The sequence below is a fragment of the Novosphingobium endophyticum genome, assembly GCF_014640675.1.
Lineage (GTDB): Bacteria > Pseudomonadota > Alphaproteobacteria > Sphingomonadales > Sphingomonadaceae > Novosphingobium > Novosphingobium endophyticum.
On the sequence record NZ_BMHK01000017.1, the window covers coordinates 64,959 to 90,217 of the forward strand.

20 protein-coding genes, 1 pseudogene and 1 riboswitch are annotated in these 25,259 nt (G+C 66.3%); of the genes and pseudogenes, 13 read left to right on the top strand and 8 right to left on the bottom strand.

Annotated features, from left to right (window positions below):
* Positions 1-23 precede the first annotated feature (23 nt).
* The 3 genes from phoU (at position 24) to IEX32_RS13140 (ending at position 2,360) form a co-directional block, all read left to right on the top strand.
* Complete coding sequence (gene phoU / locus IEX32_RS13130) at positions 24-719, top strand: phosphate signaling complex protein PhoU (RefSeq protein WP_188771996.1); 696 nt, start codon at positions 24-26, stop codon at positions 717-719.
* Positions 716-1,402: a phosphate regulon transcriptional regulator PhoB gene (gene phoB, locus IEX32_RS13135; RefSeq protein WP_188771997.1), complete on the top strand. Its 687-nt coding sequence runs from the start codon at positions 716-718 to the stop codon at positions 1,400-1,402. Before phoU ends, phoB begins: the two co-directional genes overlap by 4 nt.
* A 154-nt stretch (positions 1,403-1,556) precedes the next feature.
* Positions 1,557-2,360 (top strand): IclR family transcriptional regulator, encoded by an 804-nt coding sequence (locus IEX32_RS13140; RefSeq protein WP_188771998.1) that lies wholly within the window; start codon positions 1,557-1,559, stop codon positions 2,358-2,360.
* 10 nt (positions 2,361-2,370) lie between these two features.
* Here IEX32_RS13140 and IEX32_RS13145 read toward each other — a convergent pair whose 3' ends face one another.
* From IEX32_RS13145 to IEX32_RS13155, 3 genes are all read right to left on the bottom strand, one after another.
* Entirely contained in the window at positions 2,371-4,266 is a 1,896-nt protein-coding gene (locus IEX32_RS13145; protein WP_188771999.1) for an outer membrane protein assembly factor BamB family protein, read from the bottom strand.
* An 84-nt stretch (positions 4,267-4,350) separates the two neighbouring features.
* A complete protein-coding gene (locus IEX32_RS13150; protein WP_188772000.1) occupies positions 4,351-5,421 on the bottom strand; it encodes a glycosyltransferase family 4 protein in 1,071 nt (356 codons plus the stop codon).
* Positions 5,418-6,320, bottom strand: a complete 903-nt coding sequence (locus IEX32_RS13155) for a UDP-2,3-diacylglucosamine diphosphatase (protein WP_188772001.1) — start codon at positions 6,318-6,320, stop codon at positions 5,418-5,420. Before IEX32_RS13155 ends, IEX32_RS13150 begins: the two co-directional genes overlap by 4 nt.
* A 177-nt stretch (positions 6,321-6,497) precedes the next feature.
* Between IEX32_RS13155 and IEX32_RS13160 the strand changes: the two genes are divergently transcribed.
* Positions 6,498-7,172, top strand: a complete 675-nt coding sequence (locus IEX32_RS13160) for a response regulator transcription factor (RefSeq protein ID WP_188772002.1) — start codon at positions 6,498-6,500, stop codon at positions 7,170-7,172.
* Between the two features lie 25 nt (positions 7,173-7,197).
* Here the strand turns inward: IEX32_RS13160 and IEX32_RS13165 are convergent, their stop codons facing one another.
* From IEX32_RS13165 to IEX32_RS13175, 3 genes are all read right to left on the bottom strand, one after another.
* On the bottom strand, positions 7,198-7,773 hold the full coding sequence (locus IEX32_RS13165; protein WP_188772003.1) for a TMEM165/GDT1 family protein: 576 nt from the start codon (positions 7,771-7,773) through the stop codon (positions 7,198-7,200).
* Between the two features lie 10 nt (positions 7,774-7,783).
* Positions 7,784-7,965, bottom strand: a riboswitch (yybP-ykoY riboswitch).
* Between the two features lie 164 nt (positions 7,966-8,129).
* The gene (locus tag IEX32_RS13170) at positions 8,130-10,823 is read right to left on the bottom strand and encodes a TonB-dependent receptor domain-containing protein (RefSeq protein ID WP_188772004.1); all 2,694 of its coding nucleotides are present in this window, start codon (positions 10,821-10,823) and stop codon (positions 8,130-8,132) included.
* An 89-nt stretch (positions 10,824-10,912) separates the two neighbouring features.
* Positions 10,913-12,499, bottom strand: coding sequence for a beta-helix domain-containing protein (locus IEX32_RS13175; RefSeq protein WP_188772005.1), 1,587 nt, complete (start codon positions 12,497-12,499; stop codon positions 10,913-10,915).
* A gap of 295 nt (positions 12,500-12,794) precedes the next feature.
* Between IEX32_RS13175 and IEX32_RS13180 the strand changes: the two genes are divergently transcribed.
* The 8 genes from IEX32_RS13180 to virB11 all read left to right on the top strand — a co-directional run bounded on the left by IEX32_RS13180 (position 12,795) and on the right by virB11 (position 20,647).
* Positions 12,795-13,169, top strand: coding sequence for a tetratricopeptide repeat protein (locus IEX32_RS13180; RefSeq protein ID WP_188772006.1), 375 nt, complete (start codon positions 12,795-12,797; stop codon positions 13,167-13,169).
* 252 nt (positions 13,170-13,421) lie between these two features.
* Positions 13,422-13,778 (top strand): TrbC/VirB2 family protein, encoded by a 357-nt coding sequence (locus tag IEX32_RS13185; protein WP_188772007.1) that lies wholly within the window; start codon positions 13,422-13,424, stop codon positions 13,776-13,778.
* Entirely contained in the window at positions 13,778-14,059 is a 282-nt protein-coding gene (locus tag IEX32_RS13190) for a VirB3 family type IV secretion system protein (protein WP_188772008.1), read from the top strand. The genes IEX32_RS13185 and IEX32_RS13190 overlap by 1 nt, the downstream gene beginning before the upstream one ends.
* 18 nt (positions 14,060-14,077) lie before the next feature.
* On the top strand, positions 14,078-16,501 hold the full coding sequence (locus tag IEX32_RS13195; protein ID WP_188772009.1) for a VirB4 family type IV secretion/conjugal transfer ATPase: 2,424 nt from the start codon (positions 14,078-14,080) through the stop codon (positions 16,499-16,501).
* A 1-nt stretch (position 16,502) separates the two neighbouring features.
* Positions 16,503-17,717 (top strand): TrbL/VirB6 family protein, encoded by a 1,215-nt coding sequence (locus tag IEX32_RS13200; RefSeq protein WP_188772010.1) that lies wholly within the window; start codon positions 16,503-16,505, stop codon positions 17,715-17,717.
* On the top strand, positions 17,714-18,505 hold the full coding sequence (locus IEX32_RS13205; RefSeq protein ID WP_188772011.1) for a TrbG/VirB9 family P-type conjugative transfer protein: 792 nt from the start codon (positions 17,714-17,716) through the stop codon (positions 18,503-18,505). Before IEX32_RS13200 ends, IEX32_RS13205 begins: the two co-directional genes overlap by 4 nt.
* A 3-nt stretch (positions 18,506-18,508) precedes the next feature.
* Complete coding sequence (locus IEX32_RS13210) at positions 18,509-19,603, top strand: TrbI/VirB10 family protein (RefSeq protein WP_188772012.1); 1,095 nt, start codon at positions 18,509-18,511, stop codon at positions 19,601-19,603.
* A gap of 6 nt (positions 19,604-19,609) precedes the next feature.
* The gene (gene virB11, locus IEX32_RS13215; protein WP_188772013.1) at positions 19,610-20,647 is read left to right on the top strand and encodes a P-type DNA transfer ATPase VirB11; all 1,038 of its coding nucleotides are present in this window, start codon (positions 19,610-19,612) and stop codon (positions 20,645-20,647) included.
* A gap of 36 nt (positions 20,648-20,683) precedes the next feature.
* Here virB11 and IEX32_RS13220 read toward each other — a convergent pair whose 3' ends face one another.
* A complete protein-coding gene (locus IEX32_RS13220; protein ID WP_188772014.1) occupies positions 20,684-22,165 on the bottom strand; it encodes a Ppx/GppA family phosphatase in 1,482 nt (493 codons plus the stop codon).
* A gap of 47 nt (positions 22,166-22,212) precedes the next feature.
* Positions 22,213-24,381: an RNA degradosome polyphosphate kinase gene (locus IEX32_RS13225; protein WP_188772015.1), complete on the bottom strand. Its 2,169-nt coding sequence runs from the start codon at positions 24,379-24,381 to the stop codon at positions 22,213-22,215.
* A 230-nt stretch (positions 24,382-24,611) separates the two neighbouring features.
* Here IEX32_RS13225 and IEX32_RS13230 point away from each other — a divergent pair.
* Positions 24,612-25,259 (top strand): annotated as a pseudogene (locus IEX32_RS13230) (ISAs1 family transposase); the annotation flags it as partial.

Below are 25,259 nucleotides of genomic sequence, written 5' to 3' on the forward strand. Positions count from 1 at the left end.
GGCCGGCTTGCAAGGGAAAAGCCATGGTAGACCATACCGTTAAGGCCTTCGATTCAGAGATCGGTCAGCTTCGTGGGCTCGTCGCCGAGATGGGCGGCCTCGCCGAAGTCGCGATCCGCGACGCCATCCTGGCTCTCACCAACCACGATGAGGAACTGGCGAAGCAGGTCGTCGCCCGCGATGCCAGGCTCGATGCGCTGGAAGCCGAAGTGGATCGGCTCGCGGTGCGCACCATCGCCTTGCGCGCGCCCATGGCCGACGACCTTCGCGACGTTATCGCCGCGCTCAAGGTCTCGGGCGTGATCGAGCGTATCGGCGATTATGCCAAGAACATCGCCAAGCGCGTCAACGCGCTGGACGGGCGCAGCAAGGTAGAACCGATCGCGCTCGTCCCGGCCATGGCGGAGATCGCCGAAGGCATGGTCCGCGACGTGCTCAATGCCTACGGTTCGCGCGACGCCGCGCTGGCGGTCGAGGTGATCCGGCGCGATCAGAAGCTCGATCACTTCTACAACACGCTGTTCCGCTCGCTGCTCACGCACATGATGGAAAGCCCGTCGACCATCACCGTGGCGACGCAGCTGCTCTTCATCGCCCGCAATCTGGAGCGCATCGGCGACCATGCCACCAACGTCGCCGAAATGGTCTACTACGCCGCGACGGGCGAATATTGCACCGAGCGTGACACCCGGACCAACGACACGGGCGGCCTCGAATGAACCCTTCCGTCCTCGTCGTCGAAGACGACCGCGCCTTGTGCGACCTGCTCACGTGGAACCTCAGCGCCGAGGGCTATGAGGTACGCAGCACCGGCGATGGCGAGGAAGCGCTGCTGCTGGTCCAGGAGCAGGCGCCCGATGCCATCGTGCTCGACTGGATGATCGAGAACGTGCCCGGTATCGAGGTCTGCCGCCAGCTGCGCAAGGACAAGGAAACCGCGCAGATCCCCATTCTCATGCTCACCGCGCGCGGTGAGGAGGAGGATATGATCCGCGGTCTCAAGACAGGCGCCGACGATTACGTCACCAAGCCGTTCTCCCCGCGCGAACTGCTGGCGCGCATCGAGGCGTTGCTGCGCCGCGCGCGGCCTTCGCTCGTCGGCAGCGTACTGCAGTGGGGCGACATCGAACTCGACGCGACCTCGCACCGGGTGCGCCGTGGCGGTGATCCGCTGCATCTGGGCCCCACCGAATTCCGCCTGCTGCGCTATTTCATGGAACGCCCCAACCGCGTCGTCTCGCGCCAGCAGATCCTCGACGGGGTCTGGGGCATGGATTCGGACATCGACGAACGCACGGTGGACGTCCACATCCGGCGCCTGCGCAAGGCGATCAACCGCGACGGCGACACCGACCCGATCCGCACCGTCCGCGCGGCGGGCTATGCGATGGACGTGAACTGACCACGCTGCGGCGCGAGCCGCGCGCGCTGCATTAGCCCCAGCGCTGACGGGTAGTTCACGATCATGGTGCCGCCCGGGCTTCCGGCGGAGCGTTTCCTCGAATATGCCGGCACTTTCGCAAGGGACGTGATCCCGGCATCTCGATGAGGATATCTTGACAGACGAGGGCAACGACAGGGCAGGAGAAGAACGCCGGGGCGGTTCGCCGCAATCGGTAACGCGCGTGATCCGCCTGCTCGAGGTGCTTTGCGCCAGCGGCGAGCCGGTTTCGCTCGCCGATCTCAGCCGCCGTCTGGAAACACCCAAGAGCAGCTTGGCCGCGCTCCTGCGCGGGCTTGCCGACGAGGATTTCGTGGTTGTCGCCGAGGGTGCGTGGCGCCTCGGCCCCGGCGCGTTCGGCCTTGGCAGTGCCCTGACCGAGGCGCGCCGCCGCCTGCAGAGCTCCGATCTCATCCGCGAGGGCATGCGCCGCCTGTGCGATCGCAGCGGCGAGACCGTGCTGCTGGCGGTCGGCGATCACGAAGGGGACATGGTCACTTACGTGGACCTCGTCGAAAGCCGCAACGTCGTGCGCTACTCGGTATCGGTAGGCGATCGCCGGCCGTTCTATGCCACCGCCGGCGGCCGTGCGCTGCTGGCGACATGTTCGCGCGAGGCGGTCGCTTCCTATCTCAGGCGCGTCACCCCGGAACGGCTGACTGGCACTACCGTAGTCGACCCCGCCGTTCTGGCGGACATCATCGACGAGGTGCGCGCGCTTGGCGTCGCCCAGACCGTCGATCAGGCGGCGGAAGGGGTTACCGGAACCGCCAGCATCATCCGGGATTCGGCGGGCGGCGTGGTCGGCGCGCTCGTCCTCGCCGCACCCAGTGCCCGCGCACAGGGCCGGCTGGACGAACTCGCGCGGCGGGTCCGCGACGAGGCTGCCGCGATCTCGCGCAGTCTGGGCTTCCGCTGATCCCTGGCGGTCACTCGGCGGCGAAAACCAGGAGAAGGTTGCCCGGCATCTTCGATACGAAGCCATAGCCGGACGAGACGATCAGCTGGCTGCCCTCGACGATCGGCGCCGCCCCGCCGCTGATCGCTCCACCGTGGGCGGGCACGCCGTTGACCGTGTCGAAGTCTTGCGTGGTATCGAACTGCCACAGGACCTTGCCGGTCGCCGCGTCGTGGATCCGCAGAAAGCCGTCGTCGGCCCCGGCAAGGACGAGCTCCGGCGTCACCGTGATCGCGCCGCTGTTGCCGGGCAAGCACAGCGCTCGCCCCTCGCAGACCCCGGCAGGCGAAGGCGCGCTCCACAGCGGTTCGCCGGTCGCGGTATTGAGGGCGTGGATGCCGGGGGCAGCCGGGAAGGGCCGGTCGACACCGTCCGGCATGTCGCTGATCGCCACATACGTCCGGCCGCTGTCGGCGGCGAGGCCGAAATGAACACCGCCCGCCATACCTCCGCGTCCGACCTGGCGTTTCCATGCCAGCTTGCCCGTCTCCGCCTCGAGCGCCCAGACAATCCCCGATTTCTGACCGGCGAGGACATAGTCGCGCCCGTCCTTGCCCGTAGCCAGGATCGGCATCGCGCCAAAGTCGAAATCCGGGCCGGCATCCTCGGGGCAATTGTCGGGATCGGGCGAGACGCAATCGACATTCCAGGCATCGCCTTCGAGCGCCTGGAAGTGCCAGTCGATCGCGCCGGTCTTCAGATCGAGCGCGACGATCGCATCGGAGAGTTCGGTGGTCGGCCGGGTGTAGTTGTCGCCCGTCGCGGCGATGAGGTGACCTCGCTTCGTGTCGATCGCGAGGCCCGCCCAGACGGGCACACCCGACGGGCCGAGATGCCTGCCGCCGTCCTGCGGCCGCGCCTCATCGACCAGCCAGGTGCGCCATTTCTCCTCGCCGGTACGGGCATCGAGCGCGAGGATCGAACCACGGAACGAGCAGCACGGGTATCCCGGGGCCGCGGCCGAAGCCTCCTCCAGCGAGGACACGGGCACGTAGAGCGTGCCTTCGTGGAGCGCCGGGGGCGCGGTGAAGACGGCGGCGGGGTGGTCGTCGGCGCGGACCTTCCAGAGGAGCTTGCCGGTGAAGGCTTCCACGGCATAGGCGTTGCCGATCCAGTCGCCGAAGAATGCCAGCGGCACCGCGGAACGATCGCCGGCCTTCCATGGTGAGAGGACGATCGCCGTGCGCACTTCCGCCGCCGCGTCAAAGCTCCAGCGCGCGCAGCCGGTCTGCCGGTCCAGCGCATAGACTTTGCCTCCGTGGCTGCCGACGAAGATCGCGCCTCCGCCCAGCGCCGGCTGCGATCTGGCGCGGTTCGCCTGCGGAAAGCCGAAGGCCCACTTGAGTTTGAGCTTGCCCAGGCTCGCCCTGCCGATCCCGGCCCGCGCCGACGATACCGAATGCGTGGAGGCGAGGTCCAGCCCGCCGCCGGCGAAAGCGGGCACTTGCGCGCGGTCGAAGGCGGCGTGTTCGGGCTCGCACGGCGGCGGCGGGGCCGTCTCGGCCGTTTCGGCGCCGATGTCCTGCCCGGAAAGGTGCTGTGCAACCTGTACCTTGTCGTCCTCGCTCAGTACCGAACCCTGCGCCTTCATGGCTCCTGACGTGAGCGCGGCGAGAATGGCATCGGGCGTCATATAGCCGATGACGGTGCGGATCGGTGCGCGTCCCGCTCCGCTGTCATGGCAAGCGGCACAGTTTTCGCGGTAGATGCGCGCGCCCTCAGGGTATTTCTCCTCAAGAGGGGCAATGCCCGGCGTGTTCTCCACCGCCGCGCGCGAGGGGACACCGAAAAGCACGAGGGCGGCTGCCAGCGCGATTGCGGCAAGTGCAGTCAGCCCGACCGGCCGCAGCGAGCGCGTTCGTTCCATCGCGTTCCCTCTCCCGAATCTTGTTCTTCTCCGGGGAATAGCACGGGCGCGCGAGGGGGGAATGGCCTGGCGGCCTGTGCCGCCTCAGGCTGCGGCTTTAACGCCTCTTTCGGCGGCATCCAGCGCCGAGGCGATGGTGGCGAGAAACTGGTCGGTGGCACGTTCCCACGAGTAGAGCGCGCCCAGCCGCGCGGCGTCACCGCGTCTGGCGGCAAGCGCGCGGGGGATGGCGCGTGCGAGCGATTGATCGACGGCGCCGGCGGGCCGCGCCAGGCTGTCCTCGACCCCGCGTGCGTCCGGCCCGAGAATGTCGATCGGTCCCGTGACCGGCAAAGCGGCCACTGGAACGCCGCAGGCCAGCGCCTCGATCACCACGAGGCCGAAAGTGTCGGTCAGGCTTGGGAAGACGAAGCAATCGGCGGCGCGGTAGGCGCTTGCCAGTTCCTCGCCCGAGAGCGCGCCAAGGAACAGCACCTGCGGATAACGGCGGCGCAGGCTTTCGAGACCGGGGCCATCGCCGACGATCACCTTGCTGCCCGGCACCGGGGCATCGAGGAAGGCTTCAAGATTCTTTTCGGGAGCGACGCGGCCGACATTGAGAAGGACCGGGCCGGGCAGGCGGGTCATAGCTGCGTGGCGCGGCCCTTCTGGGGTGAACAGGCTCTGGTCGATGCCGCGGCTCCAGCGGCGGGTATGGACAATGCCGCGCGAGGCGAGTTCATCTGCAAAGCTTTGCGTCGAGACGAGAACGGCGCGGCTAGGCGCATGGAAGCGGCGCATGATCGGCCAGAAGCGCTCGGCGCTGATGCCGGTACGCAAGGCCGCGTAGTCGGGAAAGCGCGTGTGGAACGCCGATGTGAAGGGCACGCCGCGTGAGAGGCACCAGCCGCGCGCGGCCCAACCGATCGGGCCTTCCGTGGCAATATGGACGATGTCGGGGTGCGTCCTGTCCAGCATGCGCCGCACACCTAAGCGCGGCGCCATCGCCAGCCGGATCGAGGCATAGCCGGGCATCGGCACGGTCAGGAAGTGCTCGGGCGTGAGAGTTTCGACATCATGCCCGCGCCGTTGCAATTCGTCGAGCGTCGCCGAGAGCGAGCGGACCACGCCGTTGACTTGCGGCAGCCAGGCGTCCGTCGCGAGAGCGAGCTTCATGCGCTGACTTTTTCGGGCGCGACAGCATGCTCCGCGTAAGGAGCGGCGGGCTGCGCAGAGGCGTGGCCATGGCCGCCGGTCTCGGCTGCCCAGTCGATGATGGTGATCTCGCCGGTCAGACTTTCCGTCAGCGCGGTGCAGCTCTCGACCCAGTCACCGTCGTTATAATAGGTGATGCCGCCGAGCTGGCGAATTTCGGCGCAATGGATGTGCCCACATACGACGCCGTCAAACCCGCGGTTGATCGCTTCGCTGGCGACGGCTTCCTCGTAGCTGCAAACGTACTGGACGGCGTTCTTGACGCGCTTCTTCATGTAGGCCGAAAGCGACCAGTACGGCATTTTCAGCCGCCGGCGCGCGGCGTTGAAGACGATGTTGGCGCGCAGCAGCATTGCGTAAGCCTTGTCGCCGAGGAAGGCGAGCCACTTGTGGTAGAGCACCACGCCATCGAACGCGTCCCCGTGCGTGACGAGGAGGCGGCGGCCATCGAGGGTTTCGTGGACCGCCTCCAGCGCCAGTTCGACGCCGCCGAAGCTGAGGCCCGCATAGTCGCGCAGCATCTCATCGTGATTGCCCGCGATGAAGACGACCCGCGTGCCCCGGTGGGCCATCTTGAGAATGCGGCGGACCACTTCGTTGTGCGCGTCGGGCCAGTACCAGCCCTTGCGCAGACGCCAGCCGTCGACGATGTCGCCGACGAGGTAGAGCGTCTGGCATTCGACCGAGCGCAGGAAATCCACCAGCAGCGCGGCGTTACATCCCCGCGTGCCGAGATGGATGTCGGAAATCCAGATCGTCCGGAACTTGCGCTTGGGGCGGAACCCCTTCGGGTCCGGCAGATCGAGCCACGCGGGAATAGTGCCGCTGCGCTCGATCAAACTGTCGATGTCGGTCCGCATTGCCTGCTTCCCCCGGCTGTTACCGACGTTGCTTTCGCATTCTTGCGTTGCGCGGCCGTGACGGTTGCGGGTCAGTTCGATGACAGTTGCAGGATTCACAATCCTGTCGTCGATATGTCACGTGTTCGTCATACAGGCAGGGCAGAAATCCGCGCGTACCGATCAAGGCGGGGGGCGATGCGGCGTATCGACATATTGCTGGCTAGCGAGCTTTCCGGAGGGCTGGCAGCCTTCCGGCATGGCGATTTCGAAGTGCTGCTGCATCGCTGGACTGACTTTGGAGACTTGCCGCTGATCGAAGGCGCGCTCTGGATATTCATCGATTGGGTGCTGCCCGAGATGTCGGGGATCGAACTTTGCCGTCGCCTGCGTTCTGACGCGCATACCGCGCATGCCCATATCACCATGGTCCTCGAAGCGGACGACCTCGAGGACCGCAAACGCGCGCTGCGCATGGGCGCCGACGATTACATGGTCGGCCCGCTCACCCGCAATGCGCTGCTTGACCGCGTGCTCGGAGCGAACCCCGGCGATCAGGACAGCGCCGGAATCCGCATGGTGTCGCAGGGCGACCTGACGGTCGACGTTGCCGCGTTCCAGGCCCGCTGGCAGGGCAAGCCGATCTCGCTCATGCCCAACGAACTGCGTTTGCTGCGCTATTTCATCGAGCATCCCGGCCGGGTCTTCACCCGCGCCCAGCTGATCGCGGCGCTGGGCAAGCAGGAGCCGCCGGTCGATGAGCGCACGGTCGACGTCTGGATCGGCCGCCTGCGCCGCGCGCTAAAAGGCGTGGGAGCGGGCAATCCGCTGCGCACCGTGCGCTCGCTGGGATACGTGTTCGACACGGTTTAGGCCGTAAACTCACAGACTGCTCGCTTCATCCAGGCCAACCCGCCGTCTCGGCCAGCAGCCAGAGTCCGACCGCGAGGAACATCAGCGCGGCGACCGCGCGCATCAGGCCCAGCGGCACGACCCTGATGATCCGATGGCCGAGGAACACGGCGGGCACGTTGGCGATCATCATGCCCAGCGTCGTGCCGAGCATGACCGGAACGACGCTTCTGTACTGCGCGCCCAGGGCAATCGTCGCGAGCTGGGTCTTGTCGCCGATTTCCACGAGGAAGAAGGCAATGGCGGTCGCGAGGAATGGCCCGAGGCGCCCCGGGCCTGCATTGCCGTCATCGTCGAGCTTGTCGGGCAGCAGCGTCCAGGCCGCCATTGCGATGAAGCTGGCCGCGACCAGATAGCGGAACCAGCGCCCGTCGAAGAACGCGGCGGCCTGCTCTCCCGCAAGGGCGGCGAGGAAGTGGTTCGCAAGGGTCGCGACAAGGATACCGGCGATGATCGGCCAGGGCCGTCTGAAGCGCGTCGCCAGCACGATCGCGAGGAGCTGGGTCTTGTCGCCGATCTCGGCGAGCGCGACGACGGCGGTGGATGTGAGGAGGGCTTCCAAGGCATTCTCCGGGCCGGGCGGCAGGCAGGACAACAGCGCGGCAGCAACCCGCCCGGCCGAGCGGTGCTGCGAGCGCCATTGGTCTCGCCCGAACGGTGACCCGTCCTCCTGTGCGCCATGGCCTCTCGGCCAAGTATGTTGACGACAGGCGCTGCCCGAAAGGCAGCCGGCTACTCCCCAGATGACCGGGATGCTCTAAGCGTGCGCGACGGCTGCGGCAAGATGCAGAAAAAAAAGGCCCGGTCGCCTTGCGGGACCGGGCCGGAGTTGCCGTAAGGAGGGCAGGGCTCCTCCTGTGGGAACCGATGTTCGCCGGCGGGCAGTCGGTGGAAGGAACCGCCCGCCGACGGAACCCGTCAGAACTTGACCGAGGCAGAAAGCGAGAAGGTGCGGCCCACGTCGTAAGTGTTGACCTCGATGCGGCCGGTTTCGAACTGCTGGTATTCCTCGTGCTTGCGCCCGGTGATGTTGCGCGCTTCGGCCTTGAGCTCGATTTCCTTGTCCTCGCCCAGCATTATGCCCTGGCGCACGACGAAGTCGATGGTCAGCCCCGGATGCTCGAAGATGTCCGGCTGGCCCGAGTTGGCAAGGCCGCGGCTGACCGCGCGCCTGCTGGCGTAGTTGAACAGGAAGGTCTGCTGCGAGAGGCCGCCCCGCTGTTCGAGGCCGATCTGGACGTTGGCGATATGCTCGGACTGGCCGGTAAGGGGCGACCCGTCAATGAAGTAGGCGCTCGCCGGCGAGTTCACGGCACCGAAGACGTCGGTCGTGTCACCCGGACCGACTTTGATTTCCGACTTGGTGAAGGTGTAGTTCGCGGACAGCAGCAGGCGGCGGTCCGCGAAGAGGTCAAAGTACTTCTGCAGCTCCACCTCGGCGCCATAGAGGTCCGCTTTTGGCGCGTTGGCGTAGCTGGTCACGAACAGGTTGACGTCGGTGACGTAGGATTCGATCGGCTTGTCCAGGCGCTTGAAGAACGCGCCGACCGACAGGCGCTGGTCACGGTCGAAGTACCATTCGAAGCGGCCTTCGGCGTTGTACAGTTCGCTGTCCCGCAGCAGCGGGTTGCCGCGATAGCTGCGGTTGCTGTCCGGATCGAAGTAAGTCTGGAACAGCAGTTCGCGGAACTGCGGCCGCGCGATCGTCTTGGAAGCATTGAGGCGAACCTGCATGCCCGGCTCGATCTCGTAGGTCAGCGTCAGCGCGGGCAGCCAGTACTCGTTCTTGAGATCGGTGTCGGGGATCGAGGTCGTCGTGCCGGTGACCGGAACCACTTCGGCGACCTGATGCGCATATTCCCAGCGCACGCCGATATCGAACGAGAGCAGATCGGTGAGCTGTCCGGCCAGCTTGGCGTACCAGGCATGGTTGTTGAGCGAAGCGTCGAACACGGCGCCGGCGAAATCGACCTCGTTGGTCAGGACGGTGTAGTTAACCCCCGCGACGTCGCCGAGGTAGAACGTGCCCGGCTGGAACAGCACGTCGGGGCGCAGCAGGCCGAAGGCCGAAACGAGGTTGGTGTCCCCGGCCGCGCGAAGCTGGAAGGCGCGGCGCGAACTGCGCCGGTCGTTGAGCTGGTAGGCGTAGCCCACCGAACCCGTCCAGCCCGGACCGAAACGGTGGGAAAGGTCCGCGCCCGCCGACCAGACGTCCTCGTCCAGGTTCGAGAAGGTAACATTGGCATCGCCCTGGCTGCCACCGTCCAGCCGGTTGACAAAGCAGCCCCCGACTTCGCTGACATTGAGTTCATCCGGGCAGCCGGCGCCGGGGTTGGTGCGCACGTACTGGAAACCGATCTCGTAAGGCGCATCGCGCTTCGAGTTTGCATATCCGCCGCGCACGTCAAGTTCGGTGTCGCCGCCCATCTTGAACTCTCCGACGAGCTGCGAGTTGATGAGTTGGCGTTCGTACCAGCCGGTGTCCTGATACAGATAGTCGACGACGTCGTTGTTGTCCTGATGGCCGGTCCGAATCCCCGCCCGTTTGACGGTGTCGTGGATATAGACGTTGGTCCAGCGCAGCTTGTTCTCGCCCCATTCGAGGCCCATGCCGAGCAGCGCGTTGGCAACGACCTGGTTGTCGGTGACGACATTGCGGAAATCGCGCGCGAACTGGTCGGCGTCGAGACCGGCCACGCGCTGTTGGATGATGTCGCGGGTTTTCCACTTGTTTGAATAACCGGCCGCGCCGATCACGCCCAGCCTTGCCTCGCCGATGTCGAGGTAGGTGCCGGCCGAAAGGCTCGCGGAGAAGTTGGCCGGCAGGCGATCCCAGCTCTGGACAAGGCCGTTGCGGCTGTTGATCAGCGTGCTGCCGATGGCCTTGGCCTGATCGCTCGATCCGTCGAGCAGGGTGCCGCTGCCGAGGTATTCCTTGAGCTCGAGCGACTTGTTGCGGTTGCCGTTGTCGTAGCCGGTCCAGTCGGTCCTGCTACCGTAATACGTATAGCCGAACTTGTTGGTGGTCTCGCTGTCCCACTCGACACCGCCTCCGATGGTCAGGAAGCTCTCGGTCGGGATGGCCTTGGTCGTAAGGTTGATCACGCCGCCGCCGAATTCACCGGGGAAGTTGACCGAGTAGCTCTTCTGCACCAGCGACGAGGCGACGAGGCTGGTCGGGAACAAGTCGAGCGGAACGACGCGCTTGAGCGGTTCGGGGCTGGGCAGCGGCGAGCCGTTGAGCAGCGCCAGCGAGTAGCGATCGCCCAGTCCGCGTACATAGACGTAGCCGTTGCCGACGACCGAAAGGCCGGTCACGCGGCCGAGCGCGCCGGCGATGTCGCCTTCGCCGGTGCGGGCGATTTCGGCGCTGGAGAGTACCGAGACGACCTGCGGCGCGGTTTGCTGGACGTTGATCGTGCGCCGGCCGGTGACGACGATCTCGCCGCCAGGGATCGAGACGTCGGGCGCTTCTTCCTCGGTTTGTGCCTCAGATGCCGAGGGCTCGGCGATCGTGTCGGCGGTCGGAGCGCTTTCCTGAGCCCTTGCCAGCGACGGCACGAGCATCGAAGTGGAAAGCAGCAGCAGCGAGATCAGCCGCGGCTTGGTCATCTAAATTCCCCCTGAAAACAGGTTTTGAAAGCAATGAAGGGGGCGGCCGCAACAGGCCGCCCCCTCCCTAATGTTCCGGGCGGCGCCGATCAGGTGGTGGGCAGCGCCGTGCAGAGCTGGCCCGAACCGAAATCGGCGGTCGCGTTGTCGCAGGTCCAGCCCCGGTACCAGGTGTCGGAAGCGTCCTTGACAGCGCCGATGTAGTCGGTGGCGTCGAAGAAGCTCGAGAGCGTCTGGATGTTGGCGTAGGCCGGCGTTCCGCTCTCGTTGCTGCCGTTCACGAAAGTGTTGGTCAGCGTCGAGGTGAAGGCGTCGTTGTTGTTCGTGCCCGCGTTGAACGCCGTCTGGACGTCGGTGGCTGTGTAGGAGCCGGTGCCGAGGAACTTGGCGGCATTGCAGGTCAGCACCGTCGAATGGGCGGTGAAGGTCGTGCGCTGCGCGGTCGTGCCAGATCCGTTCAGGCGCAGACACTCGTTGTTCGGCACGTTGACGATGCCGTTGACCCAGGTGACGTCGGAGTTGCCGCGGTTCAGGACGGCGGCGCTGCCGTTCGCGTTGTCGCCCGGCTGGACGGCGGTGAAGTTGGCGACGATCAGGTTCGTGCGCGGGGTATCGCCCTCCGCGCCGTTGCTGTCGATTTCCATGAAGGAGTCGCCGTCGGCATCGCGCTGCAGAAGCAGGACATACTGGAACTTGCCCTGCACGCCGGTGTCGGCGTCGAGGCTGTCGTCGTCCGCGTTGACCGCGATGTAGTGCTTGAAGTTCACCACGCCGCCGAAGAACTCGGCCCCGTCGTCCGAGCTGTTGACGCTCTGGAAGTAGTCGAGAGTGGTGCCCGAGCCGATGCCGCCGGTGGTCAGCGACTGGAGTTCCGAACCCAGGCCGAGGACGAAGCCCGAATACCGGATCTGGAAGTACTTCATGGTGCCGGCGTCATAGGTGGCATCGTTGCCGCCGAAGCGGGCGGGATTGGCCGAACCCTCGGTGTCACGCTCGCAGTTGTTGGTCGCGAGCGAGCCGACGGTGCAGTCCGTGACCGGGGCACGACCAAGGAGAACGACGCCGCCCCACTGGCCCTGGTCCGTGTCATCGTTGGTGCCGCGAACGTTCTGGGCGCTGGTGAAGATGATCGGCGCGGTGGCGGTGCCCTGCGCGTCGATCTTGTTGCCGCGGTTCACGGCCAGCCAGGCCGGCTCCGAGCCGTTCTCGCCATAGATGATAACGCCCGGATCGATCGTCAGCGTGACGTTGGTGTCGGAAGTCAGGTTGCGACCGCCGCAGCTGGCCGTCGTGGTGGTGAAGCCGGCCGCGGTCGGGGCCGAGAAGCCGCCGTCACAGCCGACATCGACGCGGCCGTTGAGGCGGTAGAGCACGCCGTCTTCCTTCGTCAGCACGGTGCTGGCGTCGATGAGCGCCGGCAGCGTGCAGACGCGCCAGGTGCCTTCGGGGCCGGAGATCGTGCCGCTGTTGGTCAGGCCGCCCGTAGCCGCGATCGAGGGGCAGTCGGCTGCCGGGGTGACCGTGCCCGAAGTCGGGGTCGGCGTGGGGGCGGGAGTCGGCGTCGGGTTGTTGATGACGATGCCGCTGCCGCCGGGCGAGGAGATATCGTCGGCGCCGCAGCCGGCGAGAGCGAGTGCGCTGCAACCCAGAAGCAGCAGGCCAGAGATTTTCTTCACGTTGGTTTCCCCCGTTTGTTCAGGACGGACGAGGCGGCGATTCCGCCATCGTTAACCGGGGCGTTTAGGGGTGCGGGGTGACAGTTTGTTGGCGCTGCGGTGACAGAAATATTCAGTTATGTGACGGACATGCGACAGCCTGCCGGTCTGTTCCGCCGCCCTCGTGCGCGACTCGCGACCGGATGCCCGATTCACGTCAAAATTGCAGTTTTATGACAGTCCGGTCATTTTTCTTGAGGGCGACGATATTTTGGCGGACGATCATCCCGACAGATGAATGATACGGGAGAGTTGAATGTCAGTATCCTTACTCGTGGCGAGCGTCCTGATGGGCCAGTCCGCCTTCTCGCTGACGCTTGAAGTTCACGCGCCGGAGGAAATCGACGTCGCGTACGAGGAACTTGCCGCCGGCATGAACGAAGAGGCGATGCGGAAGCTGGAACGCAGCACTGCCATCGATTCGGACGACCCGGCCGTGCTGATCAACCTTGGCGCCGCCTATGCTCGCCAGGGCATGGCCCAGAAGGCTCTGGCGAGCTATCGCGCCGCGATCGACAGCCCGGAGCGCTATGAGCTCGAGCTGGCGGACGGCAGCTGGATGGATTCGCGCTGGGCCGCGCGCACGGCGATGCGCAGCCTGCTGACGGCAAACGCGCAGGCCATGCGCTGATCGCCTTCTGAATCGCGACGTTCTCCGGGGCACGGCTCGCCGGAGATCGTGATGCAATCGTACGCTGGTCTTTCGGGTCACGCGCTATAATACTATACGCCAGTATGGCAGGAGACGTCGGGGAGGGCCGGCGCCATCCATTGCAGCGACCCCGAAACAGCGACTGGCGATTGCAACATGACTGTCTCTTTAGCCATTCGATCGTCACACACTTGTCATCAGGATGGCGCACTTGGCCCTCATACGGAGGGCATGGTGATTCGAAATTCCCACACTTTCACCCGCAATTTCGGCGGGTCTTTCAACGCTTCGGCCAGGTTTCTCGCAGCTTTGGCGGCGCTGCTCGCGCCCACGCTGGCGCATGCGCAGGCGGTGACGACGCAGGATCCGGCCGGCAGCGGCCCGATCGTCGCCGCGCTCGGCTGGTTGCAGGGTACGCTCCTCGGTAATGTCGCCACCGCCGTGGCGGTCATGGCGGTGGCCGCGGTCGGTTTCATGATGCTGACCGGGCGGATGAACTGGCGCTTCGGCGCGACTGTCATCATCGGCTGCTTCGTGCTGTTCGGCGCGGGGGCGATCGTTTCCGGCATCCAGTCGGCCGCAGGTTGATGAGCCTCGCCCGTTTTCCCGTCCATCGCGCGCTCACCCGGCCGCAGATGTTCGCCGGCGTGACGTACAGCTTCTTCATCATCAATGCCGCAGTGACGACGGAAATCTTCCTCATCACCAAGAGCTTCTGGGCGCTGCCTGCGGCGCTCGCGATCCACGGGGTCGGATACCTCGCATGCTTGCGCGAACCCCGGGTGTTCGACCTGTGGATCGCCAAGGTCAGCAAGTGCCCGCGCGTTGCCAACTGGCAGCGCTGGGGCTGCAACAGCTACGCCCCCTGAGGGGTGGGGAGTACAGTGATGGGGCACAAGTCCAGACGCGCGATTCCGGGCCTCAAGGGCTGGGGCAGCAAGGAGGCTCTGGTCGGAGACCGCCTGCCGTACCAGGCGCTGGTCGATGACAACGTCGTGCTGCTGCGTGACGGTTCGGTCATGCTCTCGCTGATGGTGCCGGGCCTCGCCTTCGAGACGGCCGATACGGACGAGCTCAATTCCCATGTCGCGACGCGCGAAGTGCTGCTGCGCTCCTCGCTCGATGCGCGTTTCGTGCTCTACCACCACGTCATTCGCCGCCGCGTGCAGATCGAGCTGGAAGGCCAGTTCGACGATCCGCTCGCCGCGCATATCGACGCGCGCTGGCGGGCGCGCACCGGCTCGGGCGCGCTGTTCGTCAACGATCAGTTCATTACCTTGGTGCGCCGCCCCGCGCGCGGCAAGGCGGGCTGGGCCGACAAGTTCTCGCGCATGATGAAGCGCAGGGGCGACGTGGTCGAGGCGGATCCCGCCGATGTGCGCTCCCTGCGCGCGGCGGCGAGCGCGATGGTCGCCTCGCTAGGCTCCTACGGCGCGCGGATGCTGGGCGATTACGAGACGGCCAGGGGCGAATGCTCGGAAGTGCTCGAGCTGCTTTCGGCGCTCTACAATGGCGAGATGCGCCCCGTTCGCCGCCCGGTGGAAGGCACCGACATCGGCCACATGCTGCCCTATCGCCGGATCAACTTCGGCATGGACGCGCTGGAGCTGCGCGGCGCCGACCGACCCGGCTTCGCCTCGATCGTCAGCCTCAAGGACTATCCCGATTCGACCGCTCCGGGCCTGACCGATGCGCTGCTGCGCCTGCCCTGCGAGCTGGTGCTGACCGAGACTTACGCGCCGTGTGACCGCCAGATCGCGCGCGAACGCATCGATCTTGCCATCCGCCGCCTGCGCTCGGCCGACGAGGAGGCCATGGCCGAACGCCGCGAGATGGCGAGCGCGCGCGATTCGCTCGGCACGGGTGCAGTCGGCTTCGGCGATCATCATCTTTCGGTGCTGGTGCGCGCGGAATCGCTCGACGCGCTCGACGAGGTCACTGCCATGTGCGCCGCCGCGCTGGCCGATGCGGGCGCCGTCGCGGTGCGCGAGGAAGTGAATCTCGAGCCTGCATTCTGGGGGCAACTGCCCGGAAACGAGGGATTCATCGTTCGCCGCGCGCTGATTTCCAGCGCCAACATGGCCTGTTTCGGTTCGCTCCACGGTTTCGCGATGGGGCAGGCGAGCGGAAATCACTGGGGCGACGCGGTCACTTTGCTCGCCACCACCAGCGCGACGCCGTTCTTCTTCAACTTCCATCAGGGCGATCTCGGTAATTTCACCGTCATCGGTCCGTCGGGTTCGGGCAAGACGGTGGTCATGAACTTCCTTGCCGCGCAGGCGCAGAAGTTCGCGCCCCGCACGATCCTGTTCGACAAGGATCGCGGCGCGGAAGTGTTCCTGCGCGGCATCGGCGGCACCTACAGCCGCGTCGCCGCCGGACACCCGACCGGTTTCAACCCGCTTTCGCTGCCCGATACCGCGGCGAACCGGGCCTTCCTGCGCGACTGGCTGGGCGTGCTGCTCGAGGCGAAGGGACCGGAGGAACTGGCGACGATCGCCGGCGCGGTCGACGCGGCCTACGCCAATGATGCGGGCCTGCGCCGCCTGTCGTACTTCCGCGAACTGCTGGCCGGTTCGCGCCGTCCGCAGCCGGGCGATCTCGCTTCGCGGCTCGACGCCTGGATCGGTTCCGGCGAGCATGGCTGGCTGTTCGACAACCAGCACGACCGCCTCGACCTTACGGCCCGCGTGCTCGGCTTCGACATGACCGCGCTGCTCGAAAGCCCGCGCCTGCGCACGCCGGTCATGATGTACCTGTTCCACCGCATCGAGGAGCGCCTCGACGGCGAACCGACGATGATCCTGATCGACGAGGGCTGGAAGGCGCTCGACGACGAGGTTTTCGCCGCGCGCATCCGCGACTGGCTCAAGACGCTGCGCAAGCGCAACGCACTGGTCGGCTTCGCCACCCAGTCGGCGCGCGACGCTCTCGATTCGAAGATCGCCACCGCGCTGGTCGAGCAGACCGCGACGATGATCTTCATGCCCAACGCCCGCGCGCGCGCCGAGGACTACTGCGAAGGCTTCGGTCTCACGCAGCACGAACTCGACGTGATCCGCACCCTGCCGGCGCATTCGCGCTGCTTCCTGATCCGTCAGTCCGATGCCTCGGTGGTGGTTCGTCTCGACCTTTCGGGCATGCCCGAGGTGCTGACCGTCCTTTCCGGCCGCGAAAGCACCGTGCGCAAGCTCGACCAGCTTCGCGAGCGTTATGGCGAGGATCCGGCGGCGTGGTACCCGGTGCTCACCGCCACGCCGTGGCCGGGCGACGCCGAGGACGGCGACGCCTGGATCGAGGCGGCCGAGTGACATGAGCAGCACTTGCCAGCAACTCGCCGAATTCGCCTCCGCCGGCGTCGCGCCGGCGCTGCGCGCGGTCGATTGCATGGCGGCGGAGACGATTTCCTCCGGCTTCGCGCGCCTTGGCGGGCTGGCGCCGGCGCTGACGATCCTGCTGTCGCTCTACATCGCGTTCTTCGCTTTCTCGCTGATTACCGGCCGTTCGACGCTCGGCATCTCGGCGCTGACTCCGCGCATGCTGACGCTGGGCCTCGTGCTGACCTTTGCGACGAGCTGGATCGCGTACCAGAACGTCGTATTGAACCTCGCGATCGGTGGGCCGGACTGGATCGCCTCGCTTCTGATGGGCGCGAAGGGCTCGGCCACGCAGATCTTCGGCGACCGGATCGACATCGTCTTCCAGGCCATCGGCGAGGCTTCGCAGAACGCCAGCGGCGCGGGCGGCGGTGAGGGCGCCGGGCAGGGCGCGGCGCAAGGCATGTTCACCCCGTCGAGCGTCATGTGGCTGGGCGCGCTGATCCTCTTGCTCGGAACCGTCGGCATCCTGCTGACAGCCCGCATCGCGCTCGCCGTACTGCTCGCGCTCGGGCCGGTCTTCGTCGTCATGGCGCTGTTCGGCGGTACGCGCGGCCTCGCCGCCGGTTGGCTGCGCGGCGTCGTGCTGACCGCCACGACGCCGCTCTTCGTCGTGCTTGGCGGCGGGATCACGCTCGAACTGCTGGTGCCGATCGTCGCCCGGCTGGTTCAGGGCGCGCAGCTTGGCGAAATCGACGGGCGCGCGGCCATGGCGCTGTTTCTTGTCGCCGCAGTGCACATGGCGCTGATGGGCATGGTGCTCAAGGTGGCCGGAACGCTGGTGTCCGGCTGGAACGTCTTCGGTCTGGCAGGATCGGGCAGCGGCAGCGCCCCGCGCGGCGAGAATCACGCTGGGCATGCTCTGGCTCCCGTCGCGGCCCCCGCCGCCTCGCCTCTTTTGCCTGCCCAGAGCCGCACACCCGCCGTATCGGCGGCCAGCGCGGCGGCCATGGCGGAAGCGCCGCATTCGGGGGGTGCGGGCGGTTCGATCCGTCCGGGCGACCGTCGAACCGTCGTAACCCAGGTGACAGGCGGCGGCATCGAGCCGCTGCGATCCAGCAATGATGCGCGCGCGCGCGGCATCGGCAGCCGCTTTCGCAGCGTCTCTAACGATACCGGCAGGGCGCCGGCAAAGGAGAAGATTCGATGATTGGCACCACGGCCCGAGCGCTTGCGCTGGCCCCCGCTCTGCTGGTCGTTTCCGCGCCGGCCATGGCCGAGGATCCCCGTCTCGTCGATCACGAGTTCAGCGAGAGCGAGGTCGTGCGCATTGACGGCAAGACGGGCGTGCAGGCGACCATCGCCTTCGGCAGGAACGAGTCGATCGAGAATGTCGCGGTCGGCGATTCGCAGAAGTGGCAGATCACGCCCAACAAACGCGCCGACCTGCTGTTCGTTAAGCCGCTGGAATCCACCGCGCGGACCAACATGACCGTGGTGACCAACCGCCACACCTATTTCTTCGATCTCGTCGCCTCGCCCAAGGCCCGGCCGCTCTACATGCTGCGTTTCACCTACAAGGATGAGCCGCAGGAGGCGCCCTTGCCCGGCAATGGCGGTTTCGATGGCCTCCAGCCGGCGGAGCGCGCGCTGGCCGAGGGCGATCCTGCCGGTGTCCCTTCGGATCCGGCGGCGCTCAACTTCGCGTGGAAGCGTTCGGGCTCGGACAAGCTGCAACCCTCGCGCATCTATGACGATGGCCAGCAGACCTACCTCGTATGGCCCGACAAGATGGCGGTTCCCGCGATCCTGATCAGGAACGAGAAGGGGGAGGAAGGCCCGGTCAACTACGCCGTGCGCGGATCGGCGATCGTGCTGGGCGAAGTGCCCAGGCTGATCATCCTGCGCTCCGGCAAGGCCTCGGCCGAACTGGAGAACCTGCGCGGAGACGAAGTCCGCACCGCAGCGGCCGTGGCCGCGAATTCGAAGGGGAACTGAGACATGGCGCCCAATTCTACCCTGCGTGAACGCATCGCCCCCGCCGCGCACGAGGATCCGCGCGAAGGCGAGGGCGCGCAGGTCATAGATCTGGCCACCCGCAACGTGCTGCCCCAGGTCAGTCAGCGCAAGAAGGGTGACGGGCTGGGCCTTGCCGCAGGTGTCTTGATCGTCGCCGCGCTGGGCGGCGTAACGCTCTGGTCGATGGACGCGGCGCGCAACGGTGCGGGCGAGCAGGCCCCGGCGTCCACGAACAATGCCGCCGAAGCTTCGCTTCCAGCAGCGCCGCCGGCCGCGCAGAGGCCCGCGCCCGCCGCTTCCGCGCCTCTGCCCGCCCCGGCGCCGCAACCGGTACTCGCCGCGCCGCCGGCCGCGAATCCCGCAGCGGCGCCTGCTTCGAATCCCTTCGCCAGTCCGACCGTCGTTTTCGATGCGAGCAGCGGCGGCGTTCCGGCGCCCGTCGCCGGCCCGGCGGGGGAGGCCAAGGGCAGCGGCAATGCCAATGACGATTTCGCCGCGCGCGTCGGTGGCACCGGCACGACCGCCGCGGCGGCGCGCTCGTTCGATCCGGCGACGACGGTGACGCAAGGCACGCTGATCCCGGCCGTGCTCGAAACCGCGATCGATACCGACGTGCCCGGCTATGTCCGCGCCATCGTTTCCACCGACGTGCGCAGCTTCGATGGCAAGCACGTGCTCATCCCGCGCTCCTCACGGCTGATCGGCCAGTACAAGAGCGGTCTGACGGCGGGCCAGAAGCGCGCCTACGTGATATGGAGCCGCGTGATCCGTCCCGATGGCGTCTCGGTGAACCTCGGTTCGCCCGCGATTGCGTTCGGGGGCGAAACGGGCCTGCCGGGCAAGGTCAACAGCCACTTCTTCGAACGCTTCGGTTCGGCCATGCTGCTCTCGGTCGTCGGCGGTCTTTCGACCGTGGCGACAGGCGGGGCGGGCGTCGTCATTTCGGGTGGCGGCCAGTCGGCGGCGGCTGCGGCGGTGCAGCAGGGCTCGAACGTCGGGCCGACGATCCGCGTGCGCCAGGGCGAACCGATCCGCGTCTTCACCGCCAAGGATCTGGATTTCAGCGAGGTCCAGTGACGGGTCATGGCCGAAGTCCTTCCCCTCCAGCCCGATCGCGGCGGCGCCGTGGCTGATCCCGACCTCGATCCGCAGCTTCCGCGCAGCGTCTATCTCGACGCCTACCTCGCGCCGCTGCGGCCCTGGCTCGAACGCGAGACAGTGACCGAGATCCTCGTCAACCGTCCGGGCGAAGTCTGGGTCGAGGATGCCGCGCACCCCGGCATGCAGCGCGTCCACCTGCCGGAAATGGACAACCGCCTGCTCCAGCGTCTGGCGGAGCAGGTCGCGCGCATCAGCCACCAGGGCATCAACCGAGAACATCCGCTGCTTTCGGCGACGCTCCCGGCCTACGGAAACCAGAGCGGCGCGCGCATCCAGCTCGTCGGCCCGCCGGCGACGCGTGCCAACTGGGCGCTGGCGATCCGCCGTCACCGGCTGCTGGAATTGCCGCTCGATGCTTACGATCGCGGCCCTATCGCACCGCCGGTGGAGGAGCCGGCGCCCGATGCGCTGGCCGAGCCCATCGCGTTCCTGCGCGATGCGATCCGCCGCCGCCGCACGATCCTGATTTCCGGCGGCACCTCGACCGGCAAGACGACGTTCCTCAACGCCATGCTTTCCGAGATCCCCGAGCACGAGCGCGTGGTCCTCGTCGAAGACACCGCCGAACTGCGCCTGCCCGGCGCCAATGGCGTCGGCCTGATCGCGGTGAAGGGCGAACTGGGCGAGGCCAGGGTTTCGGCCAATGACCTGCTTCAGGCGGCGCTGCGCCTGCGCCCCGACCGGATCGTGTTGGGCGAGCTGCGTGGCAACGAGACCGTTAGCTTCCTGCGCGCGATCAATACCGGCCACCCCGGCTCGTTCTCGACCGTCCACGCCAACAGCCCGCGCGGTGCGCTGGAGCAGATCGCGCTCATGTCGATGCAGACCGGCATCGGCCTTACGCGGGCCGAAACGCTGGAATATGCCGCCTCGGTGATCGACATCGTGGTTCAGCTCGACCGGCGAGAGGGCAAGCGCGGCATCAGCACGATCGCCGAAAGCGCGACGCTGGTGGGCTGAGAATAACGTCGTTTCGCGGCAAGCCGGGATGACGGCTTATCCTTCGGCCGGCATCCGATCCGCTACCCGGACGTCGGGTTCAAGCCCCAGCCAGTCGGCGAGGACCTTCAGATCCTTGCCTGCGCCGGTGCTGTAGAGCGCCCCGATCGTTTCATCGAGCGACAGCACCAGGCGTCCCTCCTCGATCGTGAGCGTGCTGTGCTCCAGCGCGGACATCATGCCGCCGGTCAGGCGCCGGCACAGGCGCACGGCGAGACCCCAGCCGATCGCCCGGTCGAGGTCGTCCTGATCGGCGAGCCTGCCGAACTGCGCGGGAACATCGGTCAGCCCGGAATTGGCGAAGACCGTCATCGCCATCATGCCGCGCCCGCGCTTGTCGAGGCCGATCCAGCGCTTGCGCAGCGCCCAGGTCATGGCTTCGTCGGTGCGCATGTTGGGCTCGGTGCGCATGGCGGCGAGGGCGAGAAGCGTGGAGGCGTGGCGCAGGTTGCCGTCGCGCGGCGCATCTTCGCAGACCGGCGCGGTCCACGCGGCTACCGCGGCCGCGGTTTCGACCGGGACGAAGGTGGCGCGGGCGAAGGCGCTGACGCTGGCCAGCATCGGGTCCTCCGCCTTCACGCTTTCGGGCAATTGCTGATACAGCAGCCCTTCGCGCAGGCCCCACGAGGAGAAGATCAGCCGCGAGGGAGCGATCTGTTCGACGATCTGCACCAGCAGCGCGGCAGCATCGGGAAGCGTCGCCATGCGGGCCGTTGTGATGCGCGGATCCGCCTTGCGCAGCTTGCCCTTTTCGAAGATGCGGCAGAGTTGCAAGGCCTCCTCGGCGGAAATCTCGAAGTCGTGCGGATCGTCGAGCGGCCAGTCGATCGCAGCCATCGCCTGGAGCGCCAGCGCGCGCCACGAGCCGCCGACGATGTAGAGCGGCAGTCCCTTGCCCCGGTTCCATTTTCGCTTGGAAAGGGCGTCGCGCACGATCGCGGCAAACGCGTCCGGCCCATCCGCGCGCAGTTCGGGCAGGCGCAGCGTGCCGAAGGGCAGGGTGATTCCGTTGGACCGAACCTCGCCGTCGATCTCGACAAGCTCGAGACTGCCGCCACCCAGGTCGGCGGCGATGCCCTTCGCTCCCGGAAAGGCGGCGATAATGCCGGTCGCGCTGGCGCGGGCCTCCTCCTCGCCGGAAAGCAGCCGCGGCGAGAGGCCGAAGCCGCGCACCTCCTCGAGAAATTCAGGTCCGTTGGAAGCATCGCGTGCGGCGGCGGTGGCGACGCACTCGACCTTGTCGACCTGCATCAGCCGCAGCAATTCGGCAAAACGTGCCAGCGACGAGAGCGCCGCGCGCATCGACTTTTCGGATATGGCGCCGGTCTTGTCCAGGTCCTTGCCCAGGCGCGCATTGACCTTCTCGTTCAGGATCACGACGGGCGCACGCGGCGGTCCATTATAGACCACCAGCCGCACCGTGTTCGAACCAATGTCGATGATGGCGCGCTTTTCGCTCGAATGGGTGATGGCGTTCATTCTGACTGGACGAATCGCATGGCCCCGGGGTTTCGAGGTCCCCTATGTCAGATATTGCCGCGCCTAAGCGAGAGCTTTGGCACTTTTCGTCCACTGGCAAGTGACGCACCGCGCCCTGAAAGCGAAGGGTTGGTCATGAAGTAGCGGTGCAGGTTGAACGGATTCTCCTGCTCGCCGATGCGTTCGTAATGCCCGTCGGGTTCGAGAATCCAGCTCTGCTCGGTATCGAGCAGGTTCGCGAGCATGACCTGGTCGAGCACCTGATCGTGGACCGTCTTGTTGCGCATCGGCACCATGACCTCGACGCGCCGGTCGAGATTGCGGCTCATCGCGTCGGCCGAGGTGATGAAGACATGGGCGTGCCGGTTGGGCAGATCGGCGCCATTCGCAAAAGCCCAGATACGCACATGTTCGAGGAAGCGGCCGATCACCGACTTGACGGTGATGTTTTCGGAAAGCCCGGAAATGCCGGGCCGAAGGCAGCAGATGCCGCGCACCACCAGCATGATCTCGACGCCGGCCCGGCTGGCCTCATAGAGGCGGTCGATCAGTTCGGGATCGGTCAGCGAGTTCATCTTGGCCCAGATCGCGGCCGGCTTGTTCGCGGCGGCATTGGCGATTTCGGCGTCGATGCACTCGTAGAGGCGGCTGCGCAGCGAGATCGGCGAGATCGCCAGCAGCTCGGTGCGATTGGGCTCGACATAGCCGGTGATGAAGTTGAACAGCCGCACCGCATCGCGCCCCGCCGCCGGATCGGCGGTGAAGTAGGACAGGTCGGTGTAGATGCGGGCGGTGACCGGGTGATAGTTGCCGGTGCCGAAGTGGCAGTAGGTGCGGTGTCCGTCGCCTTCGCGGCGCACGACCATGGAGACCTTGGCGTGGGTCTTCCAGTCGACGAAGCCGTAGATCACCTGGACGCCGGCCCGTTCGAGCTGGCTGGCCCAGAGCAGGTTCTGCTCTTCGTCGAAGCGGGCCTTCAGCTCGACCACGGCGGTCACCGACTTGCCCTCTTCGGCCGCCGCGATCAGCGCGGCGATGATCGCCGACTGCTTGCCCGCGCGGTAAAGCGTTTGCTTGATTGCGACGACGTCCGGATCCTGCGCGGCCTGGCGCAGGAAATCGATCACCACCTCGAAGCTCTCGTAGGGGTGCTGGATGACGATGTCCTTCTCGCGGATGGCGGCGAAGATGTCGCCGTCGTGCTCGAGAATGCGTTCGGGGTAGCGCGGGGAATAGGGCTCGAACTTGAGTTCGGGACGGTCCTCCTCGCAGATCGCGGCAAGGCCGGAGAAGCCGATCAGCCCCTCGGTCTTCATGATCAGCGCGCGGTCGAGGCCAAGCTGGTTGCGCAGCAGGTCCTCGGCGGCCGGATCGACCTTGCCCTGGAGCTGGAGCACGATGACGATGCCGCGGCGGCGGCGCTGGATCGCGGTGCGATAGTAGCGCACGAGATCCTCCGCATCTTCCTCGATCTCGATGTCGCTGTCGCGCAGGACGCGGAAAACGCCGTGGCCGTTGAGCCGGAAGCCGGGAAAGATCTGGTCGGCATTGCGGCAGATCAGGTCCTCGATCGAGATCCAGGCCGTGTCCTCGCCCGGAAGCCGCACGAAGCGGGGGAGGGAGGCGGGGATCAGCACCATCTCCATCACCGGGGACTCGTCGGCGATGCGGGTCAGCGAGAACAGCACGCCGATGCCCTGATTGGCGACGAAGGGGAAGGGATGTGCCGGGTCGATCGCCTGCGGCGTAATGACGGGCATGATGTGACCGTTGAAGTAGCCGGTCAGCCAGCCTTCGCGTTCGCGGTTCAGCTTTTCGTCGCCGATGACGCGTACGCCGGCATCGGCGAGCAGGCGCTTGAGCTCGGTCCAGGCCTGTTGCTGCACCGCCTCGAGTTCGAAGACCTTCTCGCGAATCGCGCTCAGGGCCTGTGTGGGCGTCGACCCGTCGATCGAGATTTCCTCGATCTGGCGGCGCACCTGCCCGGCGATGCCGGCGACGCGCACCATCAGGAACTCGTCCAGGTTGCTGCCCGAGATCGAAAGGAAGCGCAGGCGCTCCAGCAGGGGATAGTTGGTGTTGGTGGCCTCCGCCAGAACGCGCTCGTTGAACGCCAGCCAGCTCAATTCCCGGTTGAAATAGCGCACAGGCAGCGTGGCCAGCTCCGAAATGTCGCAGCTTTCCGTGGTTTCGACCGATTCGCTAGCCTCGAGCATGGGTTCCTTGTTCTTTGCCGTTCAATGTTCACTACCGCGTAATCGCTGCCTAGAGCATGCCACGATGACAGTTTCGCGGCAATCGCGTCGCATGCGCCGGACAGGGCAATCGGGTGAATTAGCGCGTGACATTTGGTGAGAGTGCTGAATCTGTGAGTCCCCAATTGTTTGATGGGGAGATTTCGGAGATGGCGACGCGGGTCACGACAGATGGAGCGCTGCTCGAGAGCGTGGTCTTTCTGGACCATTTTGCGGATTTGTCGGATCCCAGGCAGCTGAGCAAGGTGGTCTATCCGCTTGACGAGATCCTGCTGCTGTCGTTGCTGGCGGTTCTGGCTGGTGCAGAGACCTTCACCGCGATTGCGCTGTTTGGGAAAAAGAAGCTCGATCTTCTGCGGCGTTTCCGGCCCTTCGCGAACGGTACGCCCGATCATGACCGGTTGGGCGAGGTGTTCGCGGCCCTGGACGCCGAGCAGTTCCAGATTTGCTTCGTCAGCTGGGTGGCGGCGCTGACCGGGGCGCCGGCCGATGTGATCGCCATCGACGGCAAGACCAGCCGACGCTCCTATCAGAAGAAGGGCGCCAACCCGATCCATATGGTTTCCGCCTTCGCCGCCCGTCAGCGCCTGGTGCTCGGGCAAGTGAAGGTGGCCGAGAAGTCGAATGAAATCGTCGCCATTCCCAGGCTCCTCGATATGCTCGCGATCGAGGGGGCCATTGTCACCATCGACGCCATAGGCTGCCAGCGCGAGATCGCCCGCCAGATCATCGACAAGAAAGCCGACTATGTGCTGGCCCTGAAAGGCAATCAAGGCACGCTGCGCGCGGACGTCGAACTCTTCGCCAACGAACAAAAGACCAAGGGCTTCAAGGACAGC